Origin of the sequence: Rhodococcus sp. PvR044, from assembly GCF_040548995.1 — a bacterium.
Classification (GTDB): Bacteria; Actinomycetota; Actinomycetes; order Mycobacteriales; family Mycobacteriaceae; genus Rhodococcus_G; species Rhodococcus_G oryzae.
The window spans coordinates 662,172-678,758 of sequence record NZ_JBEPSX010000001.1 but is presented as its reverse complement, the minus strand read 5'-3'; the positions used below and the strand labels follow the sequence as shown (position 1 = coordinate 678,758).

General features: G+C 68.6%; 16 protein-coding genes. All 16 read right to left on the bottom strand.

What is annotated here, in order from left to right; genetic code table 11:
- Positions 1-40: 40 nt before the first annotated feature.
- Entirely contained in the window at positions 41-715 is a 675-nt protein-coding gene (gene hpf / locus ABIC28_RS02925) for a ribosome hibernation-promoting factor, HPF/YfiA family (protein ID WP_097210562.1), read from the bottom strand.
- Between the two features lie 171 nt (positions 716-886).
- Positions 887-1,546 (bottom strand): ComF family protein, encoded by a 660-nt coding sequence (locus tag ABIC28_RS02920; protein WP_097210561.1) that lies wholly within the window; start codon positions 1,544-1,546, stop codon positions 887-889.
- Between the two features lie 30 nt (positions 1,547-1,576).
- Positions 1,577-3,328, bottom strand: coding sequence for an MtrAB system accessory lipoprotein LpqB (gene lpqB / locus ABIC28_RS02915; protein ID WP_097210560.1), 1,752 nt, complete (start codon positions 3,326-3,328; stop codon positions 1,577-1,579).
- On the bottom strand, positions 3,325-5,058 hold the full coding sequence (gene mtrB, locus ABIC28_RS02910) for an MtrAB system histidine kinase MtrB (protein ID WP_209928843.1): 1,734 nt from the start codon (positions 5,056-5,058) through the stop codon (positions 3,325-3,327). Before mtrB ends, lpqB begins: the two co-directional genes overlap by 4 nt.
- A complete protein-coding gene (mtrA, locus tag ABIC28_RS02905) occupies positions 5,055-5,732 on the bottom strand; it encodes an MtrAB system response regulator MtrA (RefSeq protein WP_097210558.1) in 678 nt (225 codons plus the stop codon). Before mtrA ends, mtrB begins: the two co-directional genes overlap by 4 nt.
- A 65-nt stretch (positions 5,733-5,797) precedes the next feature.
- Positions 5,798-6,439, bottom strand: a complete 642-nt coding sequence (locus tag ABIC28_RS02900; RefSeq protein WP_097210557.1) for a dTMP kinase — start codon at positions 6,437-6,439, stop codon at positions 5,798-5,800.
- 11 nt (positions 6,440-6,450) lie between these two features.
- Positions 6,451-7,932, bottom strand: a complete 1,482-nt coding sequence (gene ahcY, locus ABIC28_RS02895) for an adenosylhomocysteinase (RefSeq protein ID WP_097210556.1) — start codon at positions 7,930-7,932, stop codon at positions 6,451-6,453.
- A 67-nt stretch (positions 7,933-7,999) separates the two neighbouring features.
- Positions 8,000-8,638 carry a TetR/AcrR family transcriptional regulator gene (locus ABIC28_RS02890; protein ID WP_097210555.1) on the bottom strand — a complete coding sequence of 213 codons (639 nt, stop codon included), beginning with the start codon at positions 8,636-8,638 and terminating at the stop codon, positions 8,000-8,002.
- 8 nt (positions 8,639-8,646) lie between these two features.
- Entirely contained in the window at positions 8,647-9,885 is a 1,239-nt protein-coding gene (locus tag ABIC28_RS02885; protein WP_269588328.1) for an NAD(P)/FAD-dependent oxidoreductase, read from the bottom strand.
- Positions 9,882-10,055: a rubredoxin gene (locus ABIC28_RS02880; protein ID WP_027500191.1), complete on the bottom strand. Its 174-nt coding sequence runs from the start codon at positions 10,053-10,055 to the stop codon at positions 9,882-9,884. Before ABIC28_RS02880 ends, ABIC28_RS02885 begins: the two co-directional genes overlap by 4 nt.
- A complete protein-coding gene (locus ABIC28_RS02875; RefSeq protein ID WP_209928842.1) occupies positions 10,055-10,219 on the bottom strand; it encodes a rubredoxin in 165 nt (54 codons plus the stop codon). Before ABIC28_RS02875 ends, ABIC28_RS02880 begins: the two co-directional genes overlap by 1 nt.
- Before the next feature lie 2 nt (positions 10,220-10,221).
- Positions 10,222-11,436, bottom strand: a complete 1,215-nt coding sequence (locus ABIC28_RS02870; protein WP_209929263.1) for an alkane 1-monooxygenase — start codon at positions 11,434-11,436, stop codon at positions 10,222-10,224.
- Positions 11,437-11,639: 203 nt separating this feature from the next.
- Entirely contained in the window at positions 11,640-13,169 is a 1,530-nt protein-coding gene (locus tag ABIC28_RS02865; RefSeq protein ID WP_097210550.1) for an amino acid permease, read from the bottom strand.
- A gap of 83 nt (positions 13,170-13,252) precedes the next feature.
- A complete protein-coding gene (locus ABIC28_RS02860; protein ID WP_097210549.1) occupies positions 13,253-14,173 on the bottom strand; it encodes a cation diffusion facilitator family transporter in 921 nt (306 codons plus the stop codon).
- A gap of 65 nt (positions 14,174-14,238) precedes the next feature.
- Positions 14,239-15,471: a mannose-6-phosphate isomerase, class I gene (gene manA, locus ABIC28_RS02855; protein WP_097210548.1), complete on the bottom strand. Its 1,233-nt coding sequence runs from the start codon at positions 15,469-15,471 to the stop codon at positions 14,239-14,241.
- Positions 15,471-16,583, bottom strand: a complete 1,113-nt coding sequence (locus ABIC28_RS02850; protein ID WP_097210547.1) for a tobH protein — start codon at positions 16,581-16,583, stop codon at positions 15,471-15,473. Before ABIC28_RS02850 ends, manA begins: the two co-directional genes overlap by 1 nt.
- Positions 16,584-16,587 lie beyond the last annotated feature (4 nt).

The window sequence follows — 16,587 nt, the reverse complement described above, 5'->3', positions numbered from 1 at the left end:
CAACCGGCTCCATGGTAGGCGTTAACTCAATTGACCGGGGTCAGGCCAGTCGGATCAGGCCATAGTCGAACGCGTGTCGCCGGTAGACGACAGAGGGCCGATCCGATTCCTTGTCGTGGAACAGGAAGAAGTCGTGGCCGACCAGTTCCATCTCGTACAGGGCGTCATCGACGCTCATCGGTGCTGCGGTGTGCACCTTGGTCCGCACGACCTGACCTGGGCCGTCGGGCGGCGCGGTCTCGGATTCGAGTGACAGGTCGGGCGAAATCGCCAGGGAATCGTCCTCGGCGAGCGCCGCGGTCGCCTCGGCCACCGAGACCGGTGTCTTGTCGCCGTAGTGGACGCGGCGCCGATCCTTGGTGCGGCGCAGTCTGCTCTCCAGCTTGGTGGTCACGCCCTCGAATGCCGCGTAGAAACTGTCGGCGGTGGCCTCAGCCCTGGCGACGGGGCCCTTGCCCCTGGCGGTGATCTCGACGCGCTGGCAGCTCTTGGCCTGCCGTCGATTGCGCTCGTGATAGAGCTCCACATCGAAGAGGTAGATCGTGGGATCGAAGCGCTCGAGCCGAGCCAGCTTCTCTGAGACATACACACGGAAGTGGTCGGGGACCTCGACATTGCGGCCCTTCACCACAATGTCGGCGCGCGGGCCGTCAGGCTGCCCGGCCGAGTCCGTCTCTTCTTCGAAAAAAACCGAGGCTTTTGAAGGGTTCGTCACGGTACCTCCAGGTTACGGCCGTGTCACCGCGGTGACAGTCGGCGGGTGATCTGCGCCGGGAGGGGACCGCCCGGCGCCAGGTTTGGGGTATCACCTCCCGCCCGTGTCGTCGGTTGTGTTGGCGACGCTAGTCCGAGTTGGACGCGAGTGCCAGCGTTCTCCCCGATTGATTCATGCGGCGCCGATCACAAGCACGGCATCGACCCTGACACCGCTCCCGGCGAGCACCCGCACGGACTCCGCGGCCGTCGCCCCGGTCGTCAGAACGTCGTCGACGAGCACCACGCAAGCAGACCGGCCGGTTCGCGCACCGGGGGCCACCACGATCCGACCCGACAGGTTCTCGACGCGCGCCCGCGCCGAGAGTCCGACCGAATCCCGAACTCCCCGAGCAAGTTTCAGAATCGGCAACACCGCAACCGGTTCGGGCGACAGCGCCGACACCGCCGCGAGCGCCGCCCGGGTCACCGGGTCTCCCCCACGCACCCGCGCCGCCCTCGCCCGGGTCGGCGCCGGCACCAAGGCCAATCCGGCGAGTTCCGGCGGGTCGATCTCGCCGAGTTCTCGAAGCCGCCCAAGAGCACCGGCCAGCGCCTGCCCCAGCGGCCTCGCCAGGTCCCGGCGTCCGCGCTCCTTGGCGGCGATCACCGCGCTCCGTCGCGGACCCGTGTACCGCCCCAGCGCCCAGGCCGGAACCCCCGGATCGAGCCGGGGAGCGAGCCGCACCGGATCGCCCGACAGCTCCGCCCGGCAGCGGTCACACCAATCGGTGCCGACCGCCCCGCAGCCGCCGCACTCGCGGGGCAGGATCAGGTCGACGAGCGCGCGCATGCACCGCAGTGTGCACCCGCGCTACGACAGTCAGCCGGGCAGCACGGGGGTGGCCTTGACACCGGTCAGTCCGGGCACCTCACGCCAGTACCGATCGGACGCCGGGTCGTTGTTGTTGAGCTGGAACACCCCGCGCGCGTCTCCGACGAACACCGTCGTCGGGGAGGCGTCGACGGAGTCCACCGGCGACGTCAGGTTCCGGCTCGGCAGCGCGTCCATCCGGGAGCCGTCCTGCGACACCATGACCACCGGGATCTCGGACGCCGCCCGGACCACCACCACGGAGTCGGCACCACTCCAGTCCAGAGCCACCGCCGGGCTGCCGAGACCGACCGCGGCCGGCCGTGGATTCGTGAGCTGATACTGGCCGTCCGGACGACGCTCTGCGGTCGCCACGTACACCTTGCCGTCGACGATGATCGCCGCCCGCACCCCGTCTCGGGACAGCCGCAGTTCGGTGATGGACCCGCCCAGCCCGGCGATCGCGGCCGAGTCGACGGGCTGAACGGACATCTGGCCTGCCGGGTCCCGCTCGGCGCGCACCACCCGGGAACCGTCCACCACCGCCCAGATGGACCCGTTGTCGGGCGACCAGGTGGGCCTGGTGATGGACCCGCCCTGGAGCAGCGGCACCGCGTCACCGTCGATCGGTCCCGCCATCAGCGTCCGGACCGTCCCGGACGCCCGTCCCGCCGCCGACACGCCCGCAGCCCATCTGCCGTCCCGGGACAACGCGATCGACTCGAGGCTCGTCGCCGAGCCGAAGTAGCCGGGCCTCGGCGACACGCCGGTATCGGTCACGCTGACCAACGCCCCGTCCCGCAGCGCGTTCAGCCCGACGACCCCGCTCACCGAGGCGGTCGGGTTGGTCGAGGCGACGTCGGCGGTGCTCCATCCCTGCGGGAACCGCTCGTCGAGCGGCTTGCCGTCCGCGAGCAGCACATACGGCCCGGAGATCTCGGCCGTGGCGAGGGTCCACACGACCTGCGCCGCCAGCAGCTCGCGCTGGTGCTGGTCGAGTCCCTGCGCGCCCTGGAAGTCGATGCGGACGCCGCCGAACCCGATGCCGACGCCCTCGGTGCGGCCGTCGGCCTTGGTGACCGGCCCGCGCCGCGACAGGCCTGCCAGCTCGTTCTCGACCGCGTTCGCCAGCACCGCCTTGGGGCCCGCGATCAGCAGGTCCACCAGCCGCTCCGGGAGGTTCTCCTGGCGCGCCGAGATCCAGCGCAGGTCGGGAACCACCATGTTCTCGCCGGGAGCGACGAAGTACAGGGCGTTGCGCTGATAGGTCTTGAGAAACTGCGGCCGGTCCATGATCACGCCGGGCGGGAGTTCGTCGATCCGCCACTGACCGTCGGTTCGGTGCAGGTGGACCTTGGCCTCGAAACTCCCCTCGGTCGCCTGATAGGAGCCGCCGGGTTCGAGCTGACCGACCTTGTTCGCGCGGATGGTGAAGGTGGCCGTGTCGCCATTGCGCTGTTCCTCGAGCACGTCCACCTTGTCGACGATGGTCGTGCTCGCGGCGTCGTCCCAGCGCTCCGCCGCGGCCGGGGTCAGGAACTGGCGTGCCGCGGCATGCCGGTTCAGCGGGTCCGTGCTGGCCGCGAAGAAGTCCCGCAGCAGCAGGTTCGGCTCGCGGCCGGGCAGCGGCACCGGCACCTCCCCGGTGACAGGGCTGGGCGCGATGGTGCCGATCGCCTGCGGGGTGGACGAGTCGGGGAGGCTGGCGCAGCCGGCAAGCAGGAAAACCGACGCCAGCGCCGCGGCGATTCGTACCCTCATGGCCGCTCCCTGAGCATCGGCACGCTGCTCGCCTCATCCGGGTCGAGCGACTCGCTCCGCGTCTCGAGCCCGTCGTCGGATCGGGCGGTCCCCGGAATCGGCTGACCCTGAGCGTGTTTGCGGGTCGACGGCTTCAGCGGCAGCGGACTGCTGGTGATCTTGTGGCCGCGCACCAGGGGCAGCGTCAACCGGAAGCATGCGCCCTCCCCCGGCTCGCCCCACGCCTCGAGTCGGCCGTCGTGCAGCCGCGCGTCCTCGAGGCTGATGGCCAGGCCGAGCCCGGTTCCCCCGGAGCGGCGCACCCGGGATGGGTCCGACCGCCAGAACCTGTTGAACACCAGCTTCTCCTCGCCTGGGCGAAGTCCGATCCCCTGATCCCGCACGATGAACGCCGCCGCGTCGGCATCCGCGCGCAGCCGCAGCAACACCGGCTTGCCCTCCCCGTGGTCGATCGCGTTGGCGAGCAGGTTCCGCAGGATGCGCTCGACCCGGCGCGGATCTACGGACGCGATCACCGGCTCGTCCGGCAGATCGAGGATCAGCTCGGTCGAGGACTCACGGGCGAGATGACGGATCGTCGACACCGCGGCCCGCGCGCTCATCCGCAGGTCGAGTTGTTCGTTGGACAGCTCGGCGACGCCCGCGTCGTGGCGGCTGATCTCCAGCAGGTCGTTCAGCAGCGACTCGAACCGGTCCAGCTCGGCGACGAGCAGCTGGGAGGAACGCCGCATCGCCGGATCCAGGTCCGCACTGCCGTCGTGGATCAACTCGGCGGCCATCCGCACGGTGGTCAGCGGGGTCCGCAGCTCGTGGCTCACATCCGAGGTGAACCGCTTCTGCAGGTTGCCGAACTCCTCGAGCTGAGTGATCTGTTTGGACAGGCTCTCCGCCATGTCGTTGAAGGAGACGGCCAACCTGGCCATGTCGTCCTCGCCGCGGACCGGCATCCGTTCCTTGAGCCTGCCGTCCGCGAAGCGCTCCGCGATCCGCGAAGCCGACCGGATCGGGAGCACCACCTGACGCGCGACCAACATCGAGATCGCGGCCAGCAACACCAACAGCACCGCGCCGCCGATGAGCATCGTGCCGCGCATCAGCGACAGGCTCTTCTCCTCGGCCGCCAGCGGGAACACCAGGTACAGCTGCAGGCCGGCAACGTCGGACGCCACCGGGCTGCCGACGATCAGCGCCGGACCGGAGTAGCCCTCCGGATCCGAGACCGTCGCGAACTGGTAGCTGACCTGATCCTTCCTGACGAACTCTCGGAGGTTGTCCGGGATCTGCCCGATCGGGCCGCTCGACTCGGTTTGATGTGGCGGCACAGCCGGTGCCACCAGGACGGGAGTGAAGGTGCCCGCGGCGCCCGAGGCCGCGCCCGCATCACTCTCCCGATTCGTCAGCGCCGCGCGCGCCCCGTCGAGCTGGGTCTCGAGCGAGGTGCCGTCGTCGGCTCCCGCCAACTCGTTCTGCACGGTGCTTCGCGCACGGTCCATCTCCTCGGTGGCGGCGGTGATCTTCGCCTCGAGCAGCCGATCGGTGATCTGGCTGGTCAGCACCACGCCGAGAATGGTGATGACCACCAGCGACAGCGTCAGGGTCGAGACCACGACCCGGAGCTGCAGGGAACGCCGCCACAGATGCCCGAGCAAATGACTCAGGTCCTTGCAACGACGCAGCAGCGGCGTGAACGTTCCGTTGATACGCCGCCGCGTACGAGAGAATCGGATCACGGCGGTCCGGCCTTGTAGCCGACCCCCCTGACCGTGAGCACCACTTCGGGATTCTCAGGATCGGTTTCGACCTTGGCGCGCAGCCGCTGGACGTGGACGTTGACCAGGCGGGTGTCGGCGGCGTGGCGATATCCCCACACCTGCTCGAGCAGGACCTCGCGGGTGAAGACCTGGCGGGGCTTGCGGGCCAGGGCGACGAGGAGGTCGAACTCGAGGGGCGTGAGGGCGATGAGCTGGCCCTCACGGGTGACCTTGTGGGCGGGCACGTCGATGACGATGTCCGCGATGCTGAGCAGCTCGGCCGGCTCGTCCTCGGTGCGCCGTAGCCGGGCCCGCACGCGGGCGACGAGCTCCTTCGGCTTGAAGGGCTTCATGATGTAGTCGTCGGCACCCGACTCGAGCCCGAGCACCACATCGACGGTGTCCGTCTTGGCGGTCAGCATCACGATCGGGACCCCGGAATCGGCACGCAGCACCCGGCACACGTCGATGCCGTTCATCCCCGGCAGCATCAGGTCCAGGAGCACCAGGTCAGGTCGGATCTCTCGGACCGCGGTCAGCGCCTGCGTGCCGTCCCCGACGACGAAGGGCTCGAAGCCCTCCCCACGGAGCACGATGGTGAGCATCTCGGCCAGAGCCGTGTCGTCATCGACAACCAGAATGCGTGGCTTCATATCCCTATCGTGTCATCTCGGGACGCCGGAACCCGTCGTTGCGTGGGGTCCGGCGCAGTGTGTCGTCATATCCACTGTGCCAGATCCGCGGCGAGTGCCGCCGGATCGACGTTCGGGTCGATCAGCTTCCAGCTCGAGACCCACTCCCGCTTCGCCAGTCCCCGGTACACCGCACCGGTCCTGGTCTGCAGGTCCGAGTCCCGCTCATAGGCGTCGAGTTCGCGGGTCGAGTCGGAGGCCTCCCTGGCCAGCGCCCGCGCCCGCGCCAGTTCGACCGGCACGTCGAGCAGCATCTGCAGCGCCGGCCGCGGCAGGCCGAGGCGATCGAACTCCAGCTCGCGCACCCAACGGACGAACTCGCCGTCCGGCCCCTGCCGCAGGCGGGCCGCACCGTAGGCCGCGTTGGAGGCCACGTACCTGTCGAGCAGCACGATGTCGTGTCGCTCGAGCAGGTCCGTCAGTTCCGCCACCGCGCCGCCTCGGTCGAGTGCGAAGAGCACGGCCATCGCGTTGACCGACTCGGCCAGGTCACCGTGGGCGCCCTTGAGCGCCTCGGCGGCGAGATCCGCGTGGATCGAGACGCCGTAGCGGGGAAAGGTGTCCACAGCGACGCGGACGCCGGCCGACGTGAGCTCGGAGACGAGCTTGTCGACCAGCGTCCGCTTGCCCGCGCCATCGAGACCCTCCAGCGCGATCAGTGTTCCCACTGCGGTGTTGCTCAGTACCGGTAGTGCTCGGGCTTGTACGGGCCCTCGACGTCCACGCCGATGTACTCGGCCTGGTCCTTGGAGAGCTTGGTCAGGGAGCCGCCGAGCGCCTCGACGTGGATCTTCGCGACCTTCTCGTCCAGGTGCTTGGGCAGGCGGTAGACCTCGTTGTCGTACTCGTCCGGCTTCGTCCACAGCTCGATCTGGGCGATGACCTGGTTGGAGAAGCTGTTGCTCATCACGAACGAGGGGTGGCCGGTGGCGTTGCCCAGGTTCAGCAGGCGTCCCTCGGACAGCACGATGATCGAGTGGCCGTCCGCGAACGTGAACTCGTCGACCTGCGGCTTGATGTTGATGCGGGTGACGTCGGCCGCCCGCTCCAGACCTGCCATGTCGATCTCGTTGTCGAAGTGACCGATGTTGCCCAGGATCGCCTGGTGCTTCATCTGCTTCATGTGCTCGAAGGTGATGATGTCCTTGTTACCGGTCGAGGTGATGACGATGTCGGCCCAGCCGATCGCCTCCTCCACCGTCTTGACCTCGAAGCCGTCCATCAGCGCCTGCAGGGCGTTGATGGGGTCGATCTCGGTGACCGCGACCCGCGCGCCCTGGCCGCGCAGCGCCTCGGCGCAGCCCTTGCCGACGTCGCCGTAGCCACAGACCAGCGCCGCCTTGCCGCCGATCAGCACGTCGGTGCCCCGGTTGATGCCGTCGAGCAGCGAGTGCCGGGTGCCGTACTTGTTGTCGAACTTGCTCTTGGTGACCGAGTCGTTGACGTTGATGGCCGGGAACGTGAGCTCACCGGCCGCGGCCACCTGGTACAGGCGCAGCACGCCGGTGGTGGTCTCCTCGGTGACGCCCTTGACGGACTCCGCGATGGTCGTCCACTTGGACTTGTCCGCCTCGAGCGACTGACGCAGCAGCGCGAGGAACACCTTGTACTCGTCCGAGTCGTGCTCGTCGTCGGTGGGCGGCACGACGCCCGCCTTCTCGAACTGCGCGCCCTTGAGCACCAGCATGGTGGCGTCGCCGCCGTCGTCGAGGATCATGTTCGCGGGCTCGCCCGGCCAGGTGAGCATCTGCTCGGCGGCCCACCAGTACTCATCCAGCGTCTCGCCCTTCCAGGCGAACACGGGGATGCCCTTGGGCTCCTCCGGGGTGCCGTGCGGGCCGACGACGATCGCGGCCGCGGCGTGATCCTGGGTGGAGAAGATGTTGCACGAGGCCCAGCGGACCTCGGCGCCGAGCGCGGCCAGCGTCTCGATCAGCACGGCGGTCTGGATCGTCATGTGCAGTGACCCGGAGATGCGGGCACCCTTGAGCGGCAGGACCTCGGCGTACTCACGACGAAGGGCCATCAGGCCCGGCATCTCGTGCTCGGCGAGACGGATCTCCTTGCGGCCGAACTCGGCGAGCGAAAGGTCCGCCACCTTGTAGTCGATTCCGTTGCGGGTATCCGCCTCGAGCTTGTTCTCAGACACTGAGGTCGTCATCTGCCTCTCCTGGTTGCCGATATCTCGGGTAAGGCTATCGGGTTTCCTCCTGGGGCGGGCGCGCGAGTTACGCCTCGGCGGCGCCGACGATCGCCTCGATGAAGGGCACGAAGATCCGGGCCAGGTCCTCGGCGACGTTGCGATCGGAATCCGGCGGCATCGAGATGTAGCTGATCGCCAACCTGACGATCCCCCGACTGAGGACTCCGGCATCGGCAGGCGAAGCCTGAATCCAGCTGCGCTCCAATGTTTCCGCGAGCCTTGCCGAGGCGTGGTCGAGCAGCGGGGCACTGTCGGTGGTGATCAGCCGCAGCAGGTCCGGCTTGGCTTCCCCGGTGAGCAGCGACTGGACCAGCGGATCGGAGGCACTCTGCTGGAAGAACGTGGTGAACGCCTCGACCAGCCCCACGTGCGGCAGGCCCACGTTGCCGTAGATGGAGTCCTCGATGGCCCCGACGAAGCGGTCCGCCAACTGCAATGCGTACGCCTGCGCGAGACCCTGCCTGGACTTGAACTCGTTGTAGACGGTCTGCCTGCTGACCCCGGCTTCGGCCGCGATGTCGGTCATGGTCACCTCGGACCAGTCCTTGACCGACAGCAGATCCCGCATCGCGCCGAGAACCGAATCCCGCAGCAGTGTGCGGGTCGCCTGTTGGAACGGGATTCGGTTCGTCGGTGCCATGGTGGCGAGAGTGGCAGCATGCATCCGGGCCGTCAAACAGGAACCCGCTGACTCAACGCCGTGAGGTCCTGGCTCTCATCCGCCAGGAGCGCCGGATCGATCGTCGGGTGCTCGCCGATCAGGACTCGCGCGGCGCGGAGGTCCTTGGGCCTGCCGAGGGTCACCGCGCCGACCAGGCGGCCGTCCCGCCGCGCGAGCAGGGTGAAATCACGCCCGGCGATGCTGCCCCGAACGACGGTGTCGTCGTCGGCCTGCGGCCACCCCGCGATCTGGAGATTGAGCCCGTACTGCGAGGACCAGCACCAGGGCACCTCGCGGGCCGGAGCGGGCTCCGCGCCCGCCAGGCCCGCGAGCATTGCCCGCGCGGCCCCGGCGCCCTGGGTCTGCGCGGAGTTCCAGTGCTCGGTTCGATGCCTGCCGCCCAGCACGAGATTCGGGCAGTTGGCCACGTCCCCCGCCGCATACACACCGGGCTCGGAGGTGGCGTGGCGCTCGTCCACCACGATTCCGTCCGCGGTGGCGAGCCCGGCCCGCTCCGCGAGGAGCGTGTTCGGCACCATTCCGACCGCGAGCAGCGCCGCGCCCGCGGACCACACCGTCCCGTCGTCGGCGGTGGCACGCACCCCGCCCGCGCCGTCCGAGGCGAGCTCGGCGAGCCGCACCGAGGTGTGCAGCGCCACGCCGTTTTCGCGGTGGATCTGCTCGTACAGCGCGCCGACCTGCGGCGGGAGTACCCGGTGCAGCGGCGCGGGCGCCGCTTCGAGCATCGTCACCTCGGCACCGAGGCCCCTGGCGGTGGCGGCGACCTCGGAACCGATCAGGCCCGCCCCGATCACCAGGATCGAATTGGTCCGGTCGATGGCGGCACGCAGCGGTGCCACGTCGTGCATCGACCGCAGCGCCAGCACCGCGTCACCGGCCGAGTGCTCGATGCCGCGCGCCCGGCCGCCGGTCGCGAGGAGCAGGGCGTCGTACGGCAGCTCCTCGCCGGTGTCGAGCCGGACCGATCGGCCGGCCAGGTCGATCGAGATGACGGCCACCGACGTGCGGAACTCGATCGCTCGCTCGGTCCAGTAGTCGGCCGCGCGGATCCGGGCCTTCTCCGCGGGCATCGTCCCGAGCAGCAAGTCCTTCGAGAGGGCGGGCCGGCGGTACGGATGCGCGGGATCGTCGCCGATCACGGTCACCGCTCCCGAGAAGCCCTCCGCCCGTAGCGTTTCGGCAGCGGTGATCCCGGCTACCCCGGTGCCCACGATCACGATGGAGCTCACGAGCGGGCAACCTCGACCATCTCGAAATCGGCCTTGGCCGCGCCACAGTCGGGACAGCTCCAGTCATCGGGAATGTCGTCCCAGCGGGTGCCGGGCGCGATGCCGTCCTCGGGCCACCCCAGTTCCTCGTCGTACTCGAAACCACACTGGACACAGCGGTAGAGCTTCATCATTCAGTCCTCTCGAAATCGATCTTCTCCCGCACTCCGCAGTCCGGGCAGCACCAGTCGTCGGGAACCGAATCCCATGGGGTGCCTGCCGGGAATCCTTCTCGCGGGGCACCTTTCAGTTCGTCGTAGCGGTAGTCGCATACCGGGCACTGATAGGCAGCCATGATCACGCCGCCCCGTAGCGGGCGAGGATCCGCTCACGCTTGGCCGGCTGGACGTTCACCCGGGTGATGTCGCCGTCGTAGTGGTCGAGGACACGCTTGTCCATCACCTTGCGCCAAACCGGCGGGAAGTACGCGAGGGAGATCATGCTGGCGTAGCCGCTCGGCAGGTTAGGGGCGCCGTCCATGCTGCGCAGCGTCTGGTAGCGCCGCGTCGGATTGGCGTGATGGTCGCTGTGCCGCTGCAGGTGGTACAGGAAGATGTTGGTGCAGATGTGATCCGAGTTCCAACTGTGCACCGGGGCGCAGCGCTCGTAGCGGCCACTGGCGGTCTTCTGACGAAGCAGTCCGTAGTGCTCGAGATAGTTCACGGTCTCGAGCAGCGAGAATCCGTAGACGGCCTGCAGTAGCAGGAAGGGCAGCACCTCCCAGCCGAACCCGGCGACGAGCGCGACGTACAGGACGGCGGACATCAGCCAGGCGTTGAGCACGTCGTTGTGGATGCTCCACGCGCTCTTGCCGAGGCGCTCCATGCGGGCCTTCTCCAGCTCCCACGACGACTTCAGGCTGCCCCAGACGCTGCGCGGCAGGAAGGACCAGAAGGTCTCGCCGAATCGGGCACTGGCCGGGTCCTCCGGGGTGGACACGCGAACGTGGTGGCCGCGGTTGTGCTCGATGTAGAAGTGCCCGTAGAAGGTCTGGGCCAGGGTGATCTTGGACAGCCAGCGCTCGAGCTCGTCCTTCTTGTGACCGAGTTCGTGGGCGGTGTTGATGCCGATGCCTCCCATCACCCCGATGCTGAACGCGAGTCCGATCTTGGAGGCGAGCCCCAGGCCGCCCTCGATACCCAGCCAGGCGAGGTTGTCCGCGGTCCACAGGTAGCAGGCGAACACCAGGCTCGCGAGCTGGAACGGGATGTAGACGTACGTGCAGTACCGGTAGTACTTGTCGTTCTCGAGCCGCTCCATCACCTCTTCCGGCGGGTTCTGGCCGTCCGGCCCGAAGAAGATGTCGAGCACCGGCAGCAGCCCGTAGACGAGGATCGGCCCGATCCACCACCACACCGGCGAGACCGCGGACCAGCCCAGCTCGTTGAATCCCCAGACCAGTCCGGCCGCGAGGAAGACGGCGGTCGGCGGGATCAGCCCCAGCAACCACAGATGCCGCTTCTTGTCTCGCCACTGCTCGGCGGGTGCCTGCGCCCCCGGATCGACCTGCATTGCCACGACTGCCTCCTCTGGGAACGGGGCCCGGCGCTGTGAGGTGGGCCACGTAGAAATAGACGATATGCCACCTTTCGTCTGCTGTCTATACAAATCGAATGATTTGTACACGCGGGGAATCCGACCGATGAACGCAGAACACCCCGCCGGGATCCGGCGGGGTGTTCGCAGCACAACGGTTCGGCCTGGTCGGCCCGGGGTCAGAGCCCGACCCCGCCTGGCCCCTCCGGACCACCGAGGTGACCGAGTGCCTCGGCCTCCACCCCCGGCTGGGGCCTGCCACGTAGGCCCACCATCGAATGCCGGTACCCGTAGAGGAAATAGACGACGATGCCGATCGCCATCCAGACGACGAAACGGATCCAGGTCTCCACCGACAGGTTGAGCATCAGCCACAGGCAGGCCAGCACCGCGAGGATCGGCACCAGCGGGACCAGCGGGACCCGGAAGCCGCGCGGCAGGTCCGGCCGGGTACGACGCAGGACGATCACGCCGAGGCACACCAGCACGAACGCGAACAGGGTGCCGATGTTGACCATCTCCTCGAGGGTCCCCATCGGGAAGAAGCCGGCGAGCAGCGCGGAGACGACACCGACGATGACGGTGATCCGCACCGGGGTCCCGTTGCGCCCGGTGTGCGCCAGTTGGCGCGGCATCAGCCCGTCCCGCGACATCGCGAACAGCACCCGGGTCTGGCCCAGCAGCATCACCATCACCACGGTGGTCAGGCCGGCCAGGGCACCCAGGTTGATCACCCACTGCGCCCAGGTGATGCCGTGGTACTCGAACGCCGTCGCCAGCGTCGAGTTCTCGCCCGCGAGGTCGGTGTACTTGACCATGCCGGTGAGCACCAGCGTCACCGCGACGTACAGGACGGTCACGATCAGGAGGGAGGCGATGATGCCTCTCGGCAGCGCCTTCTGCGGGTTCTTGGTCTCCTCCGCCGTGGTGGCCACGACGTCGAATCCGATGAACGCGAAGAACACCAGGCTGGCGGCGGCAAGCAGGCCGTACCAGCCGTAGGTGCTGCCACCCGCGCCCGTGAGGTAGGAGAACAGCGACTGGTGGATGCCCTCGCCGGTACTGCCCGGCTGCGACGGCGGGATGTACGGCGAATAGTTGTCCTTGTTGATGTAGAAGGCACCGACGACGATCACCAGCAGCACCACGCCGACCTTGATGCCGGTGATCACTGCGGACACCCGCGATGACAGCTTGGTGCCGGTCACGAGGATGACGGTCAGGGCCGCGATCAGCAGGATCGAACCCCAGTCCATGTCCACCGGCCCCATCGAGATCACCGTCGACCCTTCGGCGCCGATCACATTGCCGAGGTACAGCGACCACCCCTTGGCCACCACCGAGGCGGCAAGGGCGAATTCCAGGATGAGGTCCCAGCCGATGATCCAGGCGACGAACTCGCCGAACGTGGCGTAGGAGAAGGTGTACGCGCTGCCGGCGACCGGGACGGTCGAGGCGAACTCCGCGTAACACAGCGCGGCCAGTCCACACGCGATGGCGGCGAGCACGAACGCCAGCGAGACCGAAGGCCCGGCAACATTGCCCGCGGTGCGCGCGGTCAGCGTGAAGATGCCCGCACCGACGACCACCGCGACGCCGAAGACCGTCAGGTCCCAAGCCGTGAGATCCTTCCGGAGCTTGCTGTCCGGCTCGTCGGTGTCCGCGATCGACTGCTCGACCGACTTCGTTCTGAAAATCCCGGATCCCATCGCTACCTCCTCGTGAGGGAATGCGGCCAAGCCTATTGCGCCCGGCACCCCTCACACGAGGTTTCGCCGCGGTGGCGCGTCGGCTACGAGGCGGGTTCCCGGTACAGGTCAGGCTCGAGGTAGATGACCCGGGCCAACGGGACCGCGGCGCGCACCCGGGCCTCTGCCTCGTCGATCGCGGCCGCGACGGTCTCGATATCGGATCCGGGCGCGATCGCCACCTTCGCGGCGACGAGCATCTCCTCGGGACCGAGGTACTGGGTCTTGCAGTGGATGACCCGGTCGATCTGCTTGCCGTCGACCAGCGCGGCCAGGATCCGCTCCTCGTCGTCCTCCGTGGCACCCTCGCCGATCAGCAGGCTCTTCATCTCGATGATCAGGATGACCGCGATGATGCCGAGCAGGACACCGATGCAGAGCGTGCCGATGCCGTCGAAGACCGGGTTCCCGGTGAGCATCGACAGGCCGACACCACCGAGCGCGAGGACCAGGCCGACGAGCGCGCCGGTGTCCTCGAGCAGCACGACGGGCAGCTCAGGGCTGCGCGAGGTCCGGATGAAGTGCCACCAGCCGGCCTGCCCCTTGAGCGGACGGGATTCCTTGACGGCGGTGAGGAAGCTGAAGGTCTCCAGCCCGATCGCGATCACCAGGATGATCACGGCCACGATCGGGGACGTCAGGTCCTCCGGATGCTGGATCTTGTGGATGCCCTCGTAGATGGCGAACATCGAGCCGAGGGTGAACAGCACCAGGGCCACGACGAAGGAGTAGAAGTAACGGTTGCGGCCGTACCCGAACGGATGCAGCCTGGTGGCCGCCCGATTCGCCCTGGCCTGCCCGAACAGCAGCAGACCCTGGTTCGAGGTATCCGCGACCGAGTGCACCGACTCGGCGAGCATCGACGAGGAACCGGTGATGAGGAAGCCGACGAACTTCGCCACCGCGATACCGGCGTTCGCGAGCAATGCCGCGACGATCGCCTTCTTGCCACCATGAGCGGACACAGCAGTTCTCCTCTCCCCGATCGCATCTGCGACCCGGGCATCGATCAAACCTGACTAGGGGGTGTTCACCCGACAGCGGCGCTGAACACCTGCGCGGTCGAGGTCCGGGCGACGGCCACGAGCTCGGGATCCGAGGCCGCGATCCACGCCGCGCCGCCCTGCTCGAGATCCAGGGTCTTTCCGCCGCTCCGAAGTGTGACAGATCCGGAGGTGCACAACAGTATCCGCGGTCCGGCGAGTTCGAACTCCACCGAGGCGGGGTGCCGATCGCCGGATCGGTCCAGGTCCACCCGCGTCAGCGCGAACTCGGGGGCGGGCGTCTCGTAGACGACGGTGGCGGCACCGGGGACCGCGGACGGCGTCAGCACCGGCCCGGTGAGCGGCTCGAAGTCGAGCACCCGTAACAGTTCTGGCACGTCGACGTGCTTGGGGGTGAGCCCGCCACGCAACACGTTGTCCGAGTTCGCCATCACCTCGACAGCGAGCCCGTGCAGGTACGCGTGCAGGTTCCCGGCCGCGACGTAGAGGCCCTCGCCCGGCTGCAGGGTGATCCGGTTCAACAGCAACGAGGCCAGCACGCCCGCGTCGCCCGGGTAGGACTCGCCCAGACCGAGCACGGTCCGCAGCTCCGCGGTGTACGCGCGCGAGCCGGGCCCACCCGACAGGTACCGAACACAACCCTCGAGAATCTGTGGGAGCAGCGCTTCGAGCGCGGGCGGGGGCAGCGTGATCCAGGTGGTGAACAGCGCCCGCAAACCCGACGAATCGGGCTGTCCCGCAAGGAGAGCGATGTAGTGATCGAGCGCGGGCACCTCGAGTGCCATGAGCAACTCGATGGTCCGATGCGGATCCCGGAACCCGGCGAGCACCTCGAACCGGGTCAGCGCCACCACCAGTTCCGGCTTGTGACTGTCGTCGCGGTAGTTGCGTACCGGTGAGTCGAGCGGAATCCCGGCGGCCTCCTCGCGCTGGAAGCCCTCCTTGGCCTGAATCGCGCTCGGGTGGGCCTGCAGCGACAGCGGTTCCTCGGCGGCGAGCAGCTTGAGCAGGAACGGCAACCGGTCACCGAACTCGGCCCGCGCCCGGTCACCGAGCTGGCCGGCCGGGTCGGCGTCGACCGCCTCGAGCAGCGAGACCGGGTCCGCGCCGCCGAGCAGACGTGCCGGGTCGGCCGGATGGGCGCCGAGCCAGACCTCGGCCTCCGGATGGTTCGACGGCACGGGCCTGCCACACAGTTCGGCGATAGCGGTGCGCGAACCCCAGGCATAGGTGCGCAGCGCGCCTTCGAGCAACTGCACTAGCTACCGCCGATCAACTGCAGATAGGCCGCGGCCATCTCCAGGCGCACGGCCGTCACCGCCAGCTGCTCGATCTCGGTGCGCTCCCCAGCCATCTCCCGGCCCCCCTTGTCGATCTCTTCGTCGTCCTCCACGGCGAGCACCAGCTCGGCATCGCGCAGGACCGCGATCCTGCGCGATGCCGCGGCCTTGGTGGCCGCGCTGGACAGCACGAAGACCCGCACCGGATTGCTCGGTGGCGGACCGTCGAGTTCCTCGTCATGGAAGATCGGATCGTATCCAGCCGCGTCCGCGACGGATCCGCCGGACGCGAATCGTGTGGCCGAGGCCACCACATCGCTGAGGTCGGCCGCCGCGACCACCGCGCCCGCGGTGCGCATGAGCACCTCGGCTCCGTGCCGTGCGAGCGCGCCGGTTGCCGGGCCGTCTCCGGCGAGCACCACCCGGCGTCCACCCATGCGGACAGCCAGTGACTTCGCGGGATTGTGGAACACCTCGTTGGCCGGGTGCCCGCGCAGCGCCTCCGCGTCGACCGCGTCGGCGAGTTCGTGTAAGTCAGGCAGCAGGTTGTCGGTGCGCGACGGCCCGAGCACGGTCAGCACCGCGAGACCGGCGGACAGGTACCGCAGGAACCCGTGCTGATCGGCGACGCGAATGCGCGGCGGCAGCTGCATCGCCCGTCCGGCACCCGCTGCGCGGAGCGGCCCCTCGTCCGGCGCGGCGATCACTACCTCGGCGCCCCGGCGCAGAGCCGAATCGACCGCGGACAGCAACAGTGGATCCCCCGCGTCCTCGCCGGCGACGACCACGACATCGAGCGAGCCGACCCACGGCGGGACCGCGGGCAGGTGCAGGATCGGCACGCCGATCCGGGCGCCGAGCGCACCGGTGAGCACCGAGGCGGCCCGGCCTGCGCGGCCACCGCCCGTCACCAGGACGATGCTGCGCGGGCGGAGATCCCTGATCCGATCGAGGGCGCCCTCGTTGACCGACTCCGCGGTGGCCCGCACCTGCGCGCCACCGAGCGCGGCGGACCGCAGCGATCCCTCGGAATCGGCTGCGGTGACGCTTGCGGAGTCATCGAGGTCGAGAAGGTGTGACGGAGCCGTCATGGCG

Excerpts from the sequence above, each read along its gene's own strand:
- mtrA (WP_097210558.1), bottom strand. The coding sequence starts at position 5,732 with ATGAAGCCACGCATTCTGGTTGTCGATGACGACACGGCTCTGGCCGAG.
- ABIC28_RS02890 (WP_097210555.1), bottom strand. The coding sequence starts at position 8,638 with ATGCATGCTGCCACTCTCGCCACCATGGCACCGACGAACCGAATCCCG.
- ABIC28_RS02865 (WP_097210550.1), bottom strand. The coding sequence starts at position 13,169 with ATGGGATCCGGGATTTTCAGAACGAAGTCGGTCGAGCAGTCGATCGCG.
- ahcY (WP_097210556.1), bottom strand. The coding sequence starts at position 7,932 with ATGACGACCTCAGTGTCTGAGAACAAGCTCGAGGCGGATACCCGCAAC.
- ABIC28_RS02870 (WP_209929263.1), bottom strand. The coding sequence starts at position 11,436 with ATGCAGGTCGATCCGGGGGCGCAGGCACCCGCCGAGCAGTGGCGAGAC.
- lpqB (WP_097210560.1), bottom strand. The coding sequence starts at position 3,328 with ATGAGGGTACGAATCGCCGCGGCGCTGGCGTCGGTTTTCCTGCTTGCC.
- ABIC28_RS02920 (WP_097210561.1), bottom strand. The coding sequence starts at position 1,546 with ATGCGCGCGCTCGTCGACCTGATCCTGCCCCGCGAGTGCGGCGGCTGC.
- ABIC28_RS02875 (WP_209928842.1), bottom strand. The coding sequence starts at position 10,219 with ATGGCTGCCTATCAGTGCCCGGTATGCGACTACCGCTACGACGAACTG.
- ABIC28_RS02880 (WP_027500191.1), bottom strand. The coding sequence starts at position 10,055 with ATGAAGCTCTACCGCTGTGTCCAGTGTGGTTTCGAGTACGACGAGGAA.
- ABIC28_RS02850 (WP_097210547.1), bottom strand. The coding sequence starts at position 16,583 with ATGACGGCTCCGTCACACCTTCTCGACCTCGATGACTCCGCAAGCGTC.